Source organism: Sphingobacterium haloxyli (assembly GCF_002980525.1).
In the GTDB taxonomy this organism is placed as follows: Bacteria; Bacteroidota; Bacteroidia; order Sphingobacteriales; family Sphingobacteriaceae; genus Sphingobacterium; species Sphingobacterium haloxyli.
This window is the reverse complement of record NZ_PVBQ01000021.1, coordinates 1-15,301: the sequence shown is the minus strand read 5'-3', so window position 1 is coordinate 15,301 and position 15,301 is coordinate 1. Positions and strand designations below refer to the sequence as shown.

The following is a 15,301-nucleotide window of genomic DNA, read 5'->3' as shown; positions in this document are numbered from 1 at the left end:
GCCTCGTCGCTTCTGGGCCTAGAACCGGACGTTATATCCTATCGATATCCGGCCAAATGGAAATTTTCGATTAAAATCAGCGTACTGTTCATCTTCGAAATGCCCTTCCAATGCAAAATAGCCAGAGCTAACATTTAGGGAGAAACTCTTAATGACGCGTAAGCTGGCCTCTAGCGTCGCGGCGTGCAAAATATAATACGATTCGTTTCCGCTAACGGTGAAAAAGACACCACCATTGTAGTCGCCTGTGATAAGCAACCGGTTCAGTACACTTAATTCGGCACGGTAGCGATACCCCGCCCCCGAACCGTAATTATAATTCCGGCTTGCACCATATAGCAAATAAGGATCCGGTACAGCTGCCAATAGAATTGCCCCCACACCCAAACTCATGTTGAGCCGATTCTGCTTTTTATATCGAAACTCGGAATTCCAGTTATAAATTAAGTTCTGTGCTCCATAAAAAAATGCGTCATTATTGTAAAAATCGTAATTAGCGCTTAGTACCCCGTAATGTTCGCCACGCTTGGTCTTGAAAAACTTATTGCCATACAAAAGCGCATGTACATTCACGGCATTTATAAAGGTGCTGTCTCCTTTGCCAAATTCCAGGTTCACATAGAACTGATCAAACGGGCGTTTTAAATTTTGGAGACCGTTACTATACCATAGTCTGAGCCGCCCATATGACCCGTTTTTTCCTTTTTCCACAATATCCCCCTCCTGTGCATCAAACCGACGCATTCCTATATTGACTTCTGTCCATATCGCGGAAGAATCGACGGCGTTGTATTTGTCAACCTTACCCCATTTACCATCCAGCAGACGGTTTAGACCATTCACCGGATTAACAAAAAATGCGCCTATTTCATTCGAAGTTCTTAAACGGGGATACCTACTTCCTCTTCCTAAAATATTACGGGCAATACGGTGTGTCATTTCTCCCAGAATAATTCCACCATAGGTGGTATTTATTAAATCGTTAATCGAGGGGGCTTGCGTTTCGCCACCCGTTTCCCAAAGGTAACTTCCAGCCAACGTAGCGATACTGGACTGATAAAAGTTGTAGCCATTACTTCTGAAAGCATTAAAATAAAGCTGCCCATGATAAGGATGATCTAAATGATTGGTAGTAAACTGGTTGTCGTCCCAGTCCCAGGCAGAAAACCGTTGATGGTTGATGAAATTTTTAAAACTGATGTAGGAATAGGGATCTTTCGTAATAAACCGATTAAAAGTAGCGGGAAAGGCTTGCGCCAAAAACCATTCACTACCTGCTCTCCAAAATTTCTTTTCTCTTTTTGGCTCTTCTGCTGTGCGGGCAAAGCTAGGCCGTGAATGAACTTGTGAGCGTTGCCCCCAACGCGCATGCCGACTCGTGTCCAACAATTGTATGGTTGTGTCGACACCATGTAGGAATCCGAAATGTTGAGCATCTGCGTTAACGTTACATAACGATAAAACCGTCAACAACAAACAATACTGTAGTAATCTCATTATCATCTTAACCCGCAAAGGCATATTTTGTGTGATAGAAACGGAAAATCGAAAGAAAAAAACATGTCTTAGTATAATTTGTTACTTTTATGTTGGACCAACATAGACATACCATGAGGAAATTAATTTTATCGACTGTTTTAATGTTTATCACTACACTGATGATCGCACAAACAGTTCCAGATCTTAAGGGCGTATATACTACAAAAAAGGACGATACAAATATCGTTTGGATGTTTATTGATGGATATTCTTCTCAAACCACCTATAAGGATGACGCTTATGTATCAACTTTCGGCGGTCCCTATACCTATCAGGATGGGACGTTAGATGTTCAGGTAGAATATAATGATATTGATACCGACGCCATTGGTCAAACAAAAAGCTTTGCTTTGACTGCTAATGCTAACGGTATACAGGAACAATCTGGACAAGTATGGAAAAAGGAAGCGGCTAAAGCGCAAGATTTGGATGGGTTATGGCGAATAACCGGACGAAAACAAGACAACGACCTCGTCCAAATACATCAAAGTGGTACCCGCAAAACCATTAAGCTCCTGGTGGATGGGTATTTCCAATGGATGGCTATAGATCCAGGAGCGAAGACTTTCTCCGGTACAGGAGGGGGACATTATACGTTTACTGATGGTAAATACAGTGAACATATCGTATTTTTCTCGCGGGACAATTCGCGTGTCGGTGCTAATTTGAGCTTTGACGGCGAATTAAAAGACAGATCCTGGCACCATAGCGGTTTGAGTTCCAAAGGTGCTCCGATATACGAAATTTGGAGTAGAGATAATAAATAAAATAAGGAGCTTTCAGCCCGCCTTATCAAACTGCGGGCTGAAAAGCTACCCAAACAAATCTGAGCTTAAATAACGGTCGCCGCGATCACAGGCTACAAAAACAACCACACCCTCATCGATCTCGTTGGCTACCTGTAACGCTGCATGAAACGCACCACCAGTACTCATACCGGCAAAAATCCCCTCTCGTCTGACTAACTCCCGCGTTCGTCCAACAGCATCTTGTTGAGCAATATCAATCACGCGATCTACACGCGAAGCATCGAATATTTTAGGCAAATATGCTGCTGGCCACCGGCGAATCCCAGGTATAGAAGATTCCTCTGTCGGCTGACAACCAACAACCTGAATGTCCGGATTTTCATTTTTTAAGAACATCGAACACCCCATAATCGTACCTGTTGTCCCCATAGCACTTACAAAGTGTGTAATCTTTCCTTCGGTATCCCGCCAGATTTCCGGCCCTGTCGACTTGATATGGGCTTTATAGTTATCTGGGTTCGCAAACTGATTTAAAATAAAGTAATCTCCCGAAGCTGCTTTTTCTTCTGCATAATCACGACAGGTTTCCATATTATCCAATAGCGTTACCTTCGCACCATATGCTTCCATCGTTAGTGTTCGTTCACGCGTAGAAGTAGACGGCATAACCAATTCCAGTTCCAGGCCATACAGACCTGCGATCATCGCCAAGGCAATACCGGTATTACCAGAGGTGGCCTCAATCAATCTCGATTCTTTCGTAATCTCTCCTCTTTCCAATGCCGAGCGGATCATATTCAATGCAGCCCTGTCTTTCACCGAACCAGCTGGATTATTTCCCTCCATTTTAGCAAAAATCTTGACGTTGGAATTGTCATGAAAAGAAGTAATTTCCACAAGGGGTGTATTACCGATGGTATCTATCAATTTCCCCATTATGCGATAGGTTTTGAGTCAATAAATTTAGAATTAGGCTGATGGTAAACCGTAGTATAAGGATCTACACTCGAAGTCAGCCATACGTTTCCGCCAATAATGGAGTGATGACCGACCACCGTTTGCCCCCCTAAAATTGTCGCACCTGCGTAGATTATCACATGATCTTCAATAATGGGATGACGTTGGGTGTCTACCATGTTTTTCTCTACGCTCAACGCCCCCAGTGTAACACCTTGATATAGCTTCACGTGGTCTCCGATAATACAAGTCTCCCCTATTACCAGCCCGGTTCCGTGGTCAATATATAAGTATCGGCCGATTTGGGCTCCCGGATGGATGTCGATTCCTGTTTTGGAATGGGCATGTTCAGTCAATATACGAGGAATAAGTGGTACGTTCGATTTCCACAGTTGATGTGCCAGGCGGTAAACACATATAGCCGTAAAACCGGGATATGTCCGTATGACTTCTCGCAGACTCCGTGCGGCAGGGTCGCCATCCATAATCGCCTGCGCATCTGTAAGCATCACGTCATAAATGGCAGGAAGCTCTTCTAGAAAACGGCGCGCAATTAGTTTGTTGTCACAATGCGAGCACGCTTTTGTCTTCATCAACAATTCCAACAACTCTTCTTCGGCTTCTTCAAAAGCTTTACGTACATCATTCACATGTTGAAAATGAGACGATTGTCGTTCTGGAAACAGCAAATGGAGCACGTGCATCGCCCAATCTGCTATACGCGCATTGCTGGGCATGTCTTGGACTTCCATTTGTTTTTGATATATGTGACGATAAAATTCTTCCATTTTTTATCTGTGAGGTTTAGTGTTTTTCAAATTTAAAAAAACTCCACTTTCTATAATACTAATTTTTCAAATAGTTCTTGATGGGTATCCTCTGCCGAAATGCACAAACCTGGATGCACCACCGAACATTGTATGATGGTACTTCTTTTTGCTGTTAGCCAGCGGAAGCGTTCTGCTTGTTCTAAAGTAGCCAGTTTCCCTCCTCGATTATCTCCAGTGCAGATACGCTGAAAAGAATCCAGATGCTTCATAATTAACTCCAAATCAATATCTGGATCAAGCATTCTACATTTAGCTTCGTTTATGTAAAACTTGACCTGTGCATATCGCTGTTTCCGACAATAGAGTGCTACGCCAACATTAATAAACTCATCACGTTCCACGCGAGGGACTACGCGTACGATAGCATACTCATACAGTGTTCTCTCGCTCATGTTGTATCTGTTTAATAAAGTTTTCTGAATGGGCCAATCTTCCCAACAAAAAAGATATATATACGCGACGGGCGTCGTCTGGACTCGATTGCCTATGCTCGTCTTCTAACCATTCATCAGGCACAATCTGCAATATGTTCCACAAATTTTCTTCTGTAAAAAGAGAGCGGTACTGCGCATCCACCTCTTCTACCTTTGACGCGAATTTAAGTAGTACGTGATCCTTTATTTGTACAAAAGGTTTTTCCATCTGCTCTTTCCAGTTATCCCACGTGTGGTGAAAATAAAGTGATGCGCCGTGGTCTATCAGCCACAGCTCTTTATGCCATATCAACATATTGGTATTCCGTACGGTACGATCTACGTTCATAAGCAGTGCATCTAACCATACAATCCTGGAAGCTTCTTCTACACCTATCTCATCTACGTTCGGATCAAACGTAATTGCGCCGTTCAAAAAATGCACACCTAAATTTTTCCCTACCGAGAAACGTAATAAATCCTGTATTTCTTCATCCGGTTCCATACGCGCAAAAGATTCATCGAGGTCTGCAAAGACCAATTCGGGCATGCGAAGCCCCAAAAAGCGACATAATTCTCCTCCGATCAGCTCCGCAATCAATGCTTTCCTTCCTTGGCCCGCCCCACGAAACTTAATGACGTAGCTAAATCCATCGTCCGCATCCACCAAAGCAGGCAACGATCCTCCCTCCCGAAAAGGTTGGATATAACGTGTAATACGTACTTCACGTATCTCTGGTTTAAATATTTTCATCGTCCTGTCCTTATATCTGATGTTTCATACCTCAAAGAACGGAATTATTTTTCATCTGTATTTAATTTTATTTTAAAGGTGATGAAGCTATCAGATTTATAACCAGTGCCTGTTAAATAAGTATCCAGGAGCTTGCAAGCTCGATAATTCATCCCTCAAATATGGCTTGAATAAATCATGATGGTTCCTTTAATAGCAAATTGTACCTTTTTATGACCTGTCCCTTAAACATATTCTAATTATATTTGTAATTTGTAGGACTATCAATAGAAAAGGCAAGCGACAATGACGGACACGACTACCGAATACAATATTGTTATAAAACATTGTAAGGATTTATTTCTAAAGAAAACCAAAGATTACGGTACCGCCTGGCGAATTATGCGTCCGCCGTCTATAACGGATCAGATCTATATCAAAGCGCAGCGAATAAGGACGCTGGAAGTCAAAAAAGTTTCGAAAGTCGGGGAAGACATTTTAGGAGAATATATCGGAATCGTCAACTATTGCGTAATGGCGATGATGCAGTTAGAGATGCTCGAAGACGCAGAGGAAAACTTGGCGTACGATATTGTAGATCAGCGATACTCCAAAAAAGTAGATGAAACGCGTGATTTGATGTTTGCCAAAAATCATGACTACGGCGAAGCTTGGCGGGATATGCGTATTTCGTCGTTGACAGACCTTATTCTCATGAAAATTCATCGTGTCAAACAGATTGAAGACAATGGCGGGCAAACACTCGTATCAGAAGGATTGAAAGCAAATTATCAAGACATGCTCAACTATGCCGTTTTTGCACTTATAAAACTAGGACTTGCCGAACAAAACTAGACTCATGGAAACGAACTTTAACCCCACACGAAAAAAGAATGCTGGCACGATTGATATTGCATTAGGGTTTAGCCGGATATTTGTTGGTTTACTCTTCATTTTTTCGGGCTTTATCAAGGCGAATGACCCAACAGGTTTCGGCTATAAATTGGAAGAGTACTTTCTGGTTTTTAACATGGATTTTCTCAACGACTACAGTATTTGGCTTGCCGTTCTTATCTGTGGCCTGGAAATCATTCTCGGGGTATTCCTGTTATTGGGATTCTATAAAAATAAAGTAGCTTGGGGTTTATTGCTATTAACGATATTTTTTCTCTTCCTGACTTTCTATTCTGCTTTTTTTGAAGTCGTGAGTTCCTGCGGATGTTTTGGTGATGCCATCCCGCTAACACCCTGGCAATCGTTTATCAAAGATATTATCCTATTGGCATTCGTGCTTGTCATCTTCAAATACAGAACACGCATAAAGCCTATCCTCTCCAATCAGACTACAAGACGCCTAGTCAGTACGTTGGTCATTCTTTTATCTTTTGGGATAGGTGCCTATACCATTTACTTCCTTCCTTTTATAGACTTTCTTCCTTATAAGGAGGGCAATAACATACCGGAGCTAATGATACTCCCCGAAGGAGAAGAAGGAGATGTATACGAATACGTCTATGAAATCAAACATAAACAAACGGGAGAATTGAAAAAAGTCACTGATAAAGAATATATGGATGGCATTTGGGAAGATGACAACTGGGAAGTTATGGGTGAACCCACATCAAAGCTTGTCAAAAAAGGTTACCAAATCCCCATCCCGGATTTGTTGATATCGGATGCAGAAGGAAATGATGTAACGCAAGAGATCATAACAAACCCTTATTACAACTTTGTGGTGGTAAGCACTTATGTAGACAAACTATCTTTAGCAGACATTATCGCGCTGGATCGCATTAATACAACAATTCGTGATTTAGCGACAGACTATAACCTCCGCGCACTATTATTAACCACCAGTTCGTCAGAAGTAGCAAGAGGTCTTCAAGACGAAATGGATCTCGTACTGGAAACGTTCTACGCCGATGCCGTCCCTCTTAAAAGTATGGTTCGCTCTAATCCCGGCGTATTGCTACTGCAAAACGGAACGGTAATTAAAAAATGGTCAAAGATCACGTTCCCATCAAAAAGAGAATTGGAAGAAGATTATTTAGCAAAATAATGGATAAACCCATTTTTATAATTGGCTTTATGGGTAGTGGGAAGACTACCTTAGGCAAGAAGTTGGCCAGCCATCTACACTTAAAGTTTATTGATTTAGATCACTTGATTGTAGAGCGTGCTGGCATGTCGATACCCGAATACTTTATACAACATGGCGAACTGAAGTTTCGCGAACTAGAAAGTCAGATACTCAAAGAACAAGGTGGAAAACCGGCGGTTATTTCAACTGGTGGTGGTAGTCCGTGTTTTTTTGACAACATGCAGTGGATTCTGGAAAATGGTATCTCTATTTATCTATTTCTCACACCCAAAGCACTGTATAATCGGCTACAACAATCAAATATCGCTTCCCGTCCCGCTCTCCGTGGGTTACGTGATGAAGCTCTTTTACAATTCATTGAAGAAAAACTGAACGAAAGAGAGCCTTTTTACAGCCAGGCACATATCCGTATCGATCAATTAAACTCTTCTTTAGATACTATATCCCAATCCATTAAGACCTATGCAAAAAGCAATTAACTGTTGTTTACCCCTCGTATTGCTATTGTTTTTCGGCAGCTGCTTCAGAAGCAATACTGAAACAAATACGCTTGGAACCGGCAACACGCGGCAGGTATTTAATTTTAAAGGAATAGAGGATTTGTATCGTTTTCTCACCTATTCGGAAAACAGGGTTCCTTTAATCAGTGCACACCGGGGCGGACCGGATATCGACTATCCCGAGAACGCTATCGAGACCTTCCAACGAGTGGCCTCGAAAATGCCTGCCATTATCGAGTGTGACATAGCGCTCACAAAAGATTCTGTTCTCGTTTTAATGCACGATGAAACATTAGACCGCACCACAACGGGAGGGGGGAAAGTAAGTCGATACACTTTAGCTGAATTGAAAGAATTACACTTAAAAGATCCTGCAGGAACGGTAACTAACTATCGTATTCCAACATTGGAAGAAACATTACGATGGGGCATAGGACAGGTTATTTTCACGTTGGATGTAAAAAGAAATGTACCTTATCAACTCGTGGTAGATGCCATCAGAAAAACAAAGTCCGAAGCATATGTCGTAATCATTACCTACAGTGCCAATCAAGCGGCAGTAGTGCATAACCTCGCACCAGATTTAATGATTTCGGCTTCTATCAAAAATATAGAAGACTTGATACGCTTAAATGACATGGATATTCCGGATACGAGACTTGTTGCTTTTATCGGCACATCGCAGGCTGACAAAAACCTCACCGATCTATTGCATCAGCACGGTATCCTATGCATTCTGGGCACCATCGGAAACTTGGATCGCCAAGCGCAAGAGAGAGGCGAACAGGTTTACGCGGAATATATTGAAAACGGTGCTGATATATTGAGTACAGACCGACCATTTCAAGCAGCGAAAACATTGGACTATTACGGTAAACAACGTGGTCTGTCCTCTCCATTTGTCAATTAACGTCTTCATAGAGGACGTGACTACTACTTTAAATTATTGCATTGTTTATTAAATTACTTCAAACAATTATCATCATAGAACGTTATTAAATCAGATTAGAATAATTTTAACGTAATAGATCATAATATGAAGAAGTTTACATTTCTATGCCTCTTACTAGGAGGTTTCGCAATTAGCGCACAAGCACAACGTGTAGAGACCACACCACAGACATCAGCCAACGTGGGTCTAGAGCCTATCAGACAAGGTAACTGGATGGTCGGTGGCGAATTAGCCGGCTTAGGTTACAATTTTGAAGCAGAATCCTTTAATATAGGATTAAGGCCGCGTGCTGGTTATTTTGTTTCGGATGGCGTCGCTATCGGTGCACAGGCCAGTCTAGGCTTTGCTTCAGTTAAGGATGGGGACAACGAGTGGACTTACGGTGTAGCACCTTTTGTACGTTATTACTTTCCTGGAGGAGCTAGTGCAAGCGGCCGTTTCTTTGGTCATGGAAACGTAGGTATTGCCGGTAGCTCAAGGGGGGATGATGTATCGCTAGAACTCGGTGTAGCTGGCGGCTATGCTCACTTTATTACACAAACGGTGGCTTTAGAAACGACGGTGGGATACAATTACAACAAAGCTAATATCAATTCCGGCGGAGGACAAAGCGGATTGGGTGTAAGCCTTGGCTTTCAGATTTATCTACCTGGAAATAGATAAAAAGCAGTATATGTTGTAGTAGAAAAAGCACATCCTCAAACGGGGATGTGCTTTTTGTTTTAGCGCACAAAGCATCCTACTTTTTCATTGTACCGGTTTCCGTAAGCCGTAAGTGCCAGCTGAAAGCCTCTTCCAGTAAGTGAGGCGTATGCCCCCCTCTTTCACATGCCCTATCAAAATAGGATTGAAGTTCTTCTCTAAAATCCGGGTGCACACAATTATCGATAATTGTTTGGGCGCGTTCCCTCGGAGCAAGTCCGCGCAAATCCGCCAGACCAATATCCGTAACCAAGATATCAACGTCATGTTCGGTATGATCCACATGCGACACCATAGGCAGCACGTGCGAAATCGTATTATTTTTAGAAGCTGCTTGCGTCACAAAGATACTGAGGTATGCATTTCGGGCAAAATCACCCGAACCACCGATACCATTCATAATTTTTGAACCTGCTATATGTGTAGAGTTAACGTTTCCGTAAATATCAAATTCAATTGCCGTATTGATAGCAATAACCCCTAGGCGGCGAATCAAACCAGGTGTATTGGAAATGTTTTGCGGTCGAAGTACGATTTTATCCCGATACCGTTGTAAATTGCCGAATACCCGTTCGTAACAGGCTTCAGACACCGTAATAGACGATGCCGACGCAAATGACAACTTCCCACTATCAATTAAGTCGAATGTGCTATCTTGCAATACCTCAGAAAACATGGTTAAATCGTAGAAATTACTATTTTTGAAGCCCATCAGTACAGCGTTGGCTACTTTCCCAATACCTGCTTGCAACGGCAGAAGCCGGTCGCTAAGGTGGCCCAGTTGTACCTCATTCTCAAAGAAATTTAAGATATGAGTAGCTATGGCCGATGTTTTCGCATCCGGCTCAGCGATTTCTGCCGGGCTGTCTTTTTTCTCGGTAAAAACGATTCCAACAATCTTATCCGGATTAACAGCTATGGTCTTGCGTCCAATCTTATTCCACGGCGCAACAATAGGTATTACATTTCGATGTGGATAGTTCTCCGGTTTATATATGTCATGGAGACCATAAATTTCCATTGGAATAGCCGTGTTGATCTCAATAATGACTTTTTCTGCAAGTTCAGCAAATGTAGCTGAATTTCCGACGGAGGTGGTAGGCACAAGGCCACCATCCCGATCGATATAAGCTACTTCAATAATTGCGATATCAACGGACGGAAGGTTCTTATTATGTAGCAATTCTGCGCTCTCACTAAGGTGCTGGTCGATAAACAATACTTCACCTGCATTAATTTTATTTCGCAGCGTACGGTCTACCTGAAACGGCATTCGCTTTTTTAAAGCTCCTGCTGCTGCAAGCTTTCCATCTGTATCATGACCTAACGAGGCACCGGTCATTAGCGTGATTTTTATATTTTCGTTTTTCGCGCGTTCTGCCAAGGCCTCCAAGACAACTTTACTGTCTCCTGCTTTCGTAAATCCACTGGCACCAATCACCATATCATTCTCAAAAAAATCGACAGCTTCTTGTACGGTGATTACTTTATCTTTCAACCTTTCGAATTTTATTCTTTCCTCTTTCATACTAAGCTATTGTTATTCGTCAACAAGATGTAAGATAAGCAAATTTGTGTATGTCTTCTACTTTTTTGGTTATATCATTAAAAAACGAGAAATTTATGCCTCCTACTTAAAAGAATAATGGACAGAACGCTTTATGTAGACAAATATTATATGACGGAAGTAGACACTTTCGAAGATAGTATTTATTGCCACCATGCACTTATGGGGGAAAGCTTCATTTCGGAACACAGCCATATAAAAGGGCAGTTTCTTTATACCGAAGGAGGAATTGTTTTTTTAAGAACTGACGAAAAATCTTACTTTCTCCCCGCGCGTCATTATATATGGATTCCCGGTGGAATAAGACACAGCATTTATCCCAGCAGTCCAGAGGTCGTGATGCGAAACTTATATTTCCCCAAATTTGATACCGACACTGATTTTTATGACAAAGTAAACATCTACCCTGTCAATGATTTTTTGATCGAGTTTATTATGTTTACCAATCGCTGGACAGGGAACATATTTCCTGGTGAAGACGCCAAATTCTCTATCGCGAAAGCTTTCAAGTTAATCCTTCCCGAAATTTCGCAAACCGAATTGCCTCTAGCACTCCCCTATCCGAAACATGAAAAACTAAAAGCGATTGTCAATTATTTGGAACAACGCATAGAAGAGAATATCAGCTTTAAAAACCTAGCAAACGAATTTGAGATTAGCGAACGAACATTAGCCCGTCTTTTTCAACGGGAATTAAACATGAGCTTTATCCAATATTACACCATCCTTCGCATGCTCACCGCATTAAAACTGCTTTTGGACGAAAAGGCGAGCGTGAATGAGGTAGCCACGCAAGTTGGTTATAGCAGCTTGCCAACCTTCAGCAATACGTTTAACAAAGTTATCGGGGTAAGACCCAGTGAATATGTCAAAAATAAAAATTTATTATTATAATCCTTAAACCAAACGCATGAACATCAAACTCAATCTTCTGTCAGTATTAGCAACTGGAGCCATTTTAGTTGCCTGTTCTTCGGCCGAAAGTAAAACGGCAGCATCGGACGATGGAACACCTCAACCAATCCAGCTCTTCAATGGGAGCGACATCAACGATTGGACGCCAAAAATCAGACTACATGAAGTAGGCGAGAACTATGCTAACACATTTCGTGTAGAAGACGGTTTGTTGAAAGTACGTTATGATAGTTACGACGAATTCAATAAGCAATACGGCCACTTAGCGTATAACACACCCTATAGCTATTACTTGCTCCGGATCGAATATCGTTTCGTTGATCAACAGGTTAAAGGAGGTGAGGGCTGGGCTTTTCGCAACAGTGGAGCCATGCTTCATGGGCAGGATCCAAGCACAATGTTAAAAGACCAGGATTTCCCCATATCCATTGAAGGGCAACTTCTGGGTGGAAATGGGAGCGACGAACGCACAACATCAAACCTCTGCACACCGGGAACGAATGTAATGATTCTCGATTCGCTATACACACCACACTGCCTCAGTTCAACTTCAAAAACGTATCATGGAGATGAATGGGTAACGGCTGATTTCTTAGTATTAGGCGACTCGCTTATCCAACACATACTGGAAGGAGAAGTAGTGCTAGAATACAATAAACCACAAATCGGAGGAGGAAACGTAGAAAATTATGATCCCGCCCAGAAACCGGAAGGCAAACTTTTAAACCAAGGATTTATTTACTTGCAAAGCGAAAGTCACCCAATCGATTTCACAAAAGTAGAATTATACGATTTATCTCCTTATAAGAATAACCAGACTAAACTCAACGACATTGTTCAAAAGCTCCTATAGCGAAATTCTATTACGAAAGCCAACAACAAAAGGGATGTAAATTAATACATCCCTTTTTATTCTTAACGAATAGCTTACAAATTAACCTAATTTGTTAACCAACTTAGTTAACTTGGATTTGTTATTAGAAGCCTTATTCTTATGGATAACGTTTTTCTTAGCCAAACGATCAAGCATAGACACAACTCTCGGTAACAACGTTTTAGCTTCTTCAGCATCTGTTGTATTACGTAATTTTTTTATTGCGTTACGAGTAGTTTTTGCTTGGTAACGGTTTCTTAAGCGTTTTGCCGCGTTTGCTCTAATTCTTTTAAGCGCTGATTTATGATTTGCCATTTCTCTTAGCTAATTTTATTTTCTTTCTTATACCAATTTCGGAATGCAAAAATAACATATCGTTTCCAATATTCAAAATGTATTCGAAAATATTATGCTATTGTTCTTTTTTTAATCTTTCCTTTTTAATTTCGCTCATGCGAAAACTATCAATGGAAGAGTTAAATCGGGATGACATCGATTCTTTCAAAAATAAAGAAAAAATTCCGATCGTCGTCGTATTGGACAATGTACGCAGCATGCATAATGTCGGATCAACCTTCCGCACCGCGGATGGATTTGCGGTTGAGCGCATCATTTTATCTGGTATCACGGGTACGCCTCCACACCGGGAAATCGAGAAGACAGCGCTAGGTGCAACACAGTCCGTTGATTGGGAATACTATCCAGATACGAAAACTGCTATTGGACAATTGAAAAAAGAGGGCTATACGCTCCTTGCGGTAGAACAAGCTTCTGGGAGCATTCCATTACAAAGCTTTGAAACAAATCCACAAAAAAAATACGCGTTGATATTCGGCAACGAGGTACACGGCGTCTCTGACGAGGTCATGCCAGCCATCGACGGATGTATTGAGATCCCTCAATTTGGCACTAAACACTCGCTAAACGTATCGGTTACTATCGGAATTGTGCTATGGCAATTTGCGCAAAAATTTAAGTTTTTGTGATACTAGAAGGTGCTGGGAAAATGAACACAAAAAAAAGACGAATAGCATAAGCTTAAATTTTTAGAAGTCATTGCAAAATGGTAGATTTGCTTTGCAAAAAAACAGAAAAAATGAGTGTATTAGTAAATAAAGATTCAAAGGTAATTGTACAAGGCTTTACCGGAAATGAAGGTACTTATCACGCATCTCAAATGATTGAGTACGGGACAAACGTAGTTGGGGGCGTTACTCCCGGCAAAGGAGGGCAATCTCATTTGGATCGTCCGGTGTTCAATACGGTACAAGATGCAGTAGAAACAACGGGTGCTAACGTTTCCATCATTTTTGTTCCCCCTGCATTTGCCGCTGACGCGATTATGGAAGCAGCTCAAGCAGGTATTGAAGTTATTGTTTGTATCACAGAGGGTATCCCTACGAAAGATATGATTCAAGTAAAATCATACTTAAGCGATAAAAAATCTAGATTGATCGGACCAAATTGCCCGGGTATCATCACTGCGGAAGAAGCTAAAATTGGCATTATGCCTGGTTTTATCTTCAAAAAAGGAAAAGTTGGAGTAGTTTCCAAATCGGGAACATTAACTTACGAAGCGGTTGACCAAACGGTAAAAGCAGGTTTAGGTATCACAACGGCAATTGGTATCGGTGGAGACCCGATCATCGGCACAACAACAAAAGAAGCTGTAGAATTGCTAATGAACGACCCTGAAACAGAGGGTATCATCATGATCGGAGAAATTGGCGGCGGTATGGAAGCAGAAGCAGCACGTTGGATTAAAGAACATGGTACCAAACCAGTGGTCGGTTTTATTGCTGGACAAACAGCGCCTCCGGGACGCCGCATGGGACACGCTGGTGCAATTGTTGGCGGAGCAGATGATACTGCTGCTGCGAAGATGAAAATTATGCGTGAATGCGGTATACGTGTTGTAGAATCTCCCGCAGAAATCGGCGTAGCTATCGCGGAAGAGCTAACAAAATAATGCTAAAAATTCATCCAAAATAGATAGAAAGGGCTTGCGTAAATAAAACGCAAGCCCTTTTTTTAAGTCATCGCCTCGCTGCTATACATTTCATAGTGAAGCCCTCTTCACATTCCTGAGAAATCAGGTCGTCTTTTTCACCATAACGACAAGGTCGATTCTTCACTCAATCAAAAGCCATATTAAACGATCTTCTTGGAAGTATTCTGTCACATCGAACTCATATGCTATAAAGGGATTATATACGCTGAGACATTTCGCTTTTCAATAGGAAGGCTAACACAGGCCAGATTCTTATCGCTAATTATAATATAAATATGATTCTTGGAAGTTAGGCATTAAATATTATAAACAAGAAAGCCCCTCCAGATTACTGAAGGGGCTTTGTATAAAAATCGGCACCGACCTACTCTCCCACCTTTTACGGCAGTACCATCGGCTCTGGCGGGCTTGACTGCTCTGTTCGGAATGGGAAGAGGTAGACACCGCCGATATAGGCA

17 protein-coding genes and 1 rRNA gene are annotated in these 15,301 nt (G+C 41.7%); 10 read left to right on the top strand and 8 right to left on the bottom strand.

From position 1 onward, the window contains the following. Positions 1 to 18 precede the first annotated feature (18 nt). On the bottom strand, positions 19 to 1,497 hold the full coding sequence (locus C5745_RS18325) for a DUF3943 domain-containing protein (protein WP_207795846.1): 1,479 nt from the start codon (positions 1,495 to 1,497) through the stop codon (positions 19 to 21). 113 nt (positions 1,498 to 1,610) lie between these two features. Here C5745_RS18325 and C5745_RS18320 point away from each other — a divergent pair, with 113 nt between their 5' ends. Beyond that, positions 1,611 to 2,306, top strand: coding sequence for a hypothetical protein (locus C5745_RS18320; protein ID WP_133166389.1), 696 nt, complete (start codon positions 1,611 to 1,613; stop codon positions 2,304 to 2,306). A 45-nt stretch (positions 2,307 to 2,351) separates the two neighbouring features. On the opposite strand, the gene cysM is transcribed toward C5745_RS18320, so the two are convergent. Genes cysM through C5745_RS18300 form a run of 4 tightly spaced genes read right to left on the bottom strand, consistent with a single transcriptional unit; the run spans position 2,352 to position 5,242 of the window. After that, on the bottom strand, positions 2,352 to 3,224 hold the full coding sequence (gene cysM / locus C5745_RS18315; protein WP_105718466.1) for a cysteine synthase CysM: 873 nt from the start codon (positions 3,222 to 3,224) through the stop codon (positions 2,352 to 2,354). Beyond that, on the bottom strand, positions 3,224 to 4,033 hold the full coding sequence (epsC, locus tag C5745_RS18310) for a serine O-acetyltransferase EpsC (protein WP_105718465.1): 810 nt from the start codon (positions 4,031 to 4,033) through the stop codon (positions 3,224 to 3,226). The genes cysM and epsC overlap by 1 nt, the downstream gene beginning before the upstream one ends. Positions 4,034 to 4,083: 50 nt before the next feature. Further along, a complete protein-coding gene (locus C5745_RS18305; RefSeq protein ID WP_105718464.1) occupies positions 4,084 to 4,467 on the bottom strand; it encodes a DUF3037 domain-containing protein in 384 nt (127 codons plus the stop codon). Continuing rightward, the gene (locus C5745_RS18300) at positions 4,445 to 5,242 is read right to left on the bottom strand and encodes a HipA family kinase (protein ID WP_105718463.1); all 798 of its coding nucleotides are present in this window, start codon (positions 5,240 to 5,242) and stop codon (positions 4,445 to 4,447) included. The genes C5745_RS18305 and C5745_RS18300 overlap by 23 nt, the downstream gene beginning before the upstream one ends. A gap of 285 nt (positions 5,243 to 5,527) precedes the next feature. Between C5745_RS18300 and C5745_RS18295 the strand changes: the two genes are divergently transcribed. The 5 genes from C5745_RS18295 to C5745_RS18275 all read left to right on the top strand — a co-directional run bounded on the left by C5745_RS18295 (position 5,528) and on the right by C5745_RS18275 (position 9,437). Continuing rightward, the gene (locus C5745_RS18295; RefSeq protein ID WP_105718462.1) at positions 5,528 to 6,076 is read left to right on the top strand and encodes a DUF1599 domain-containing protein; all 549 of its coding nucleotides are present in this window, start codon (positions 5,528 to 5,530) and stop codon (positions 6,074 to 6,076) included. 4 nt (positions 6,077 to 6,080) lie between these two features. Further along, positions 6,081 to 7,280, top strand: a complete 1,200-nt coding sequence (locus tag C5745_RS18290; protein WP_105718461.1) for a BT_3928 family protein — start codon at positions 6,081 to 6,083, stop codon at positions 7,278 to 7,280. Further along, complete coding sequence (locus C5745_RS18285; RefSeq protein ID WP_105718460.1) at positions 7,280 to 7,801, top strand: shikimate kinase; 522 nt, start codon at positions 7,280 to 7,282, stop codon at positions 7,799 to 7,801. The genes C5745_RS18290 and C5745_RS18285 overlap by 1 nt, the downstream gene beginning before the upstream one ends. Then, positions 7,785 to 8,732 (top strand): glycerophosphodiester phosphodiesterase family protein, encoded by a 948-nt coding sequence (locus C5745_RS18280; protein ID WP_105718459.1) that lies wholly within the window; start codon positions 7,785 to 7,787, stop codon positions 8,730 to 8,732. The genes C5745_RS18285 and C5745_RS18280 overlap by 17 nt, the downstream gene beginning before the upstream one ends. Positions 8,733 to 8,858: 126 nt before the next feature. Next, the gene (locus C5745_RS18275) at positions 8,859 to 9,437 is read left to right on the top strand and encodes a hypothetical protein (protein ID WP_105718458.1); all 579 of its coding nucleotides are present in this window, start codon (positions 8,859 to 8,861) and stop codon (positions 9,435 to 9,437) included. Between the two features lie 76 nt (positions 9,438 to 9,513). Here C5745_RS18275 and C5745_RS18270 read toward each other — a convergent pair whose 3' ends face one another. Then, the gene (locus C5745_RS18270; RefSeq protein WP_105718457.1) at positions 9,514 to 11,004 is read right to left on the bottom strand and encodes a succinate CoA transferase; all 1,491 of its coding nucleotides are present in this window, start codon (positions 11,002 to 11,004) and stop codon (positions 9,514 to 9,516) included. A gap of 117 nt (positions 11,005 to 11,121) precedes the next feature. Between C5745_RS18270 and C5745_RS18265 the strand changes: the two genes are divergently transcribed. Both C5745_RS18265 and C5745_RS18260 read left to right on the top strand, forming a co-directional pair. Continuing rightward, on the top strand, positions 11,122 to 11,937 hold the full coding sequence (locus C5745_RS18265; RefSeq protein ID WP_105718456.1) for an AraC family transcriptional regulator: 816 nt from the start codon (positions 11,122 to 11,124) through the stop codon (positions 11,935 to 11,937). 16 nt (positions 11,938 to 11,953) lie between these two features. Beyond that, a complete protein-coding gene (locus C5745_RS18260; protein ID WP_105718455.1) occupies positions 11,954 to 12,811 on the top strand; it encodes a family 16 glycoside hydrolase in 858 nt (285 codons plus the stop codon). An 81-nt stretch (positions 12,812 to 12,892) separates the two neighbouring features. Here C5745_RS18260 and rpsT read toward each other — a convergent pair whose 3' ends face one another. After that, positions 12,893 to 13,147, bottom strand: a complete 255-nt coding sequence (rpsT, locus tag C5745_RS18255; protein WP_105718454.1) for a 30S ribosomal protein S20 — start codon at positions 13,145 to 13,147, stop codon at positions 12,893 to 12,895. A gap of 137 nt (positions 13,148 to 13,284) precedes the next feature. Between rpsT and C5745_RS18250 the strand changes: the two genes are divergently transcribed. Together C5745_RS18250 and sucD are read left to right on the top strand one after the other, a co-directional pair. Further along, positions 13,285 to 13,818 carry an RNA methyltransferase gene (locus C5745_RS18250; protein ID WP_105718453.1) on the top strand — a complete coding sequence of 178 codons (534 nt, stop codon included), beginning with the start codon at positions 13,285 to 13,287 and terminating at the stop codon, positions 13,816 to 13,818. Between the two features lie 110 nt (positions 13,819 to 13,928). Beyond that, complete coding sequence (gene sucD, locus C5745_RS18245) at positions 13,929 to 14,801, top strand: succinate--CoA ligase subunit alpha (protein ID WP_105718501.1); 873 nt, start codon at positions 13,929 to 13,931, stop codon at positions 14,799 to 14,801. Between the two features lie 393 nt (positions 14,802 to 15,194). Here sucD and rrf read toward each other — a convergent pair. Further along, positions 15,195 to 15,301: ribosomal RNA gene (gene rrf, locus C5745_RS18240) — 5S ribosomal RNA — on the bottom strand; the annotation flags it as partial.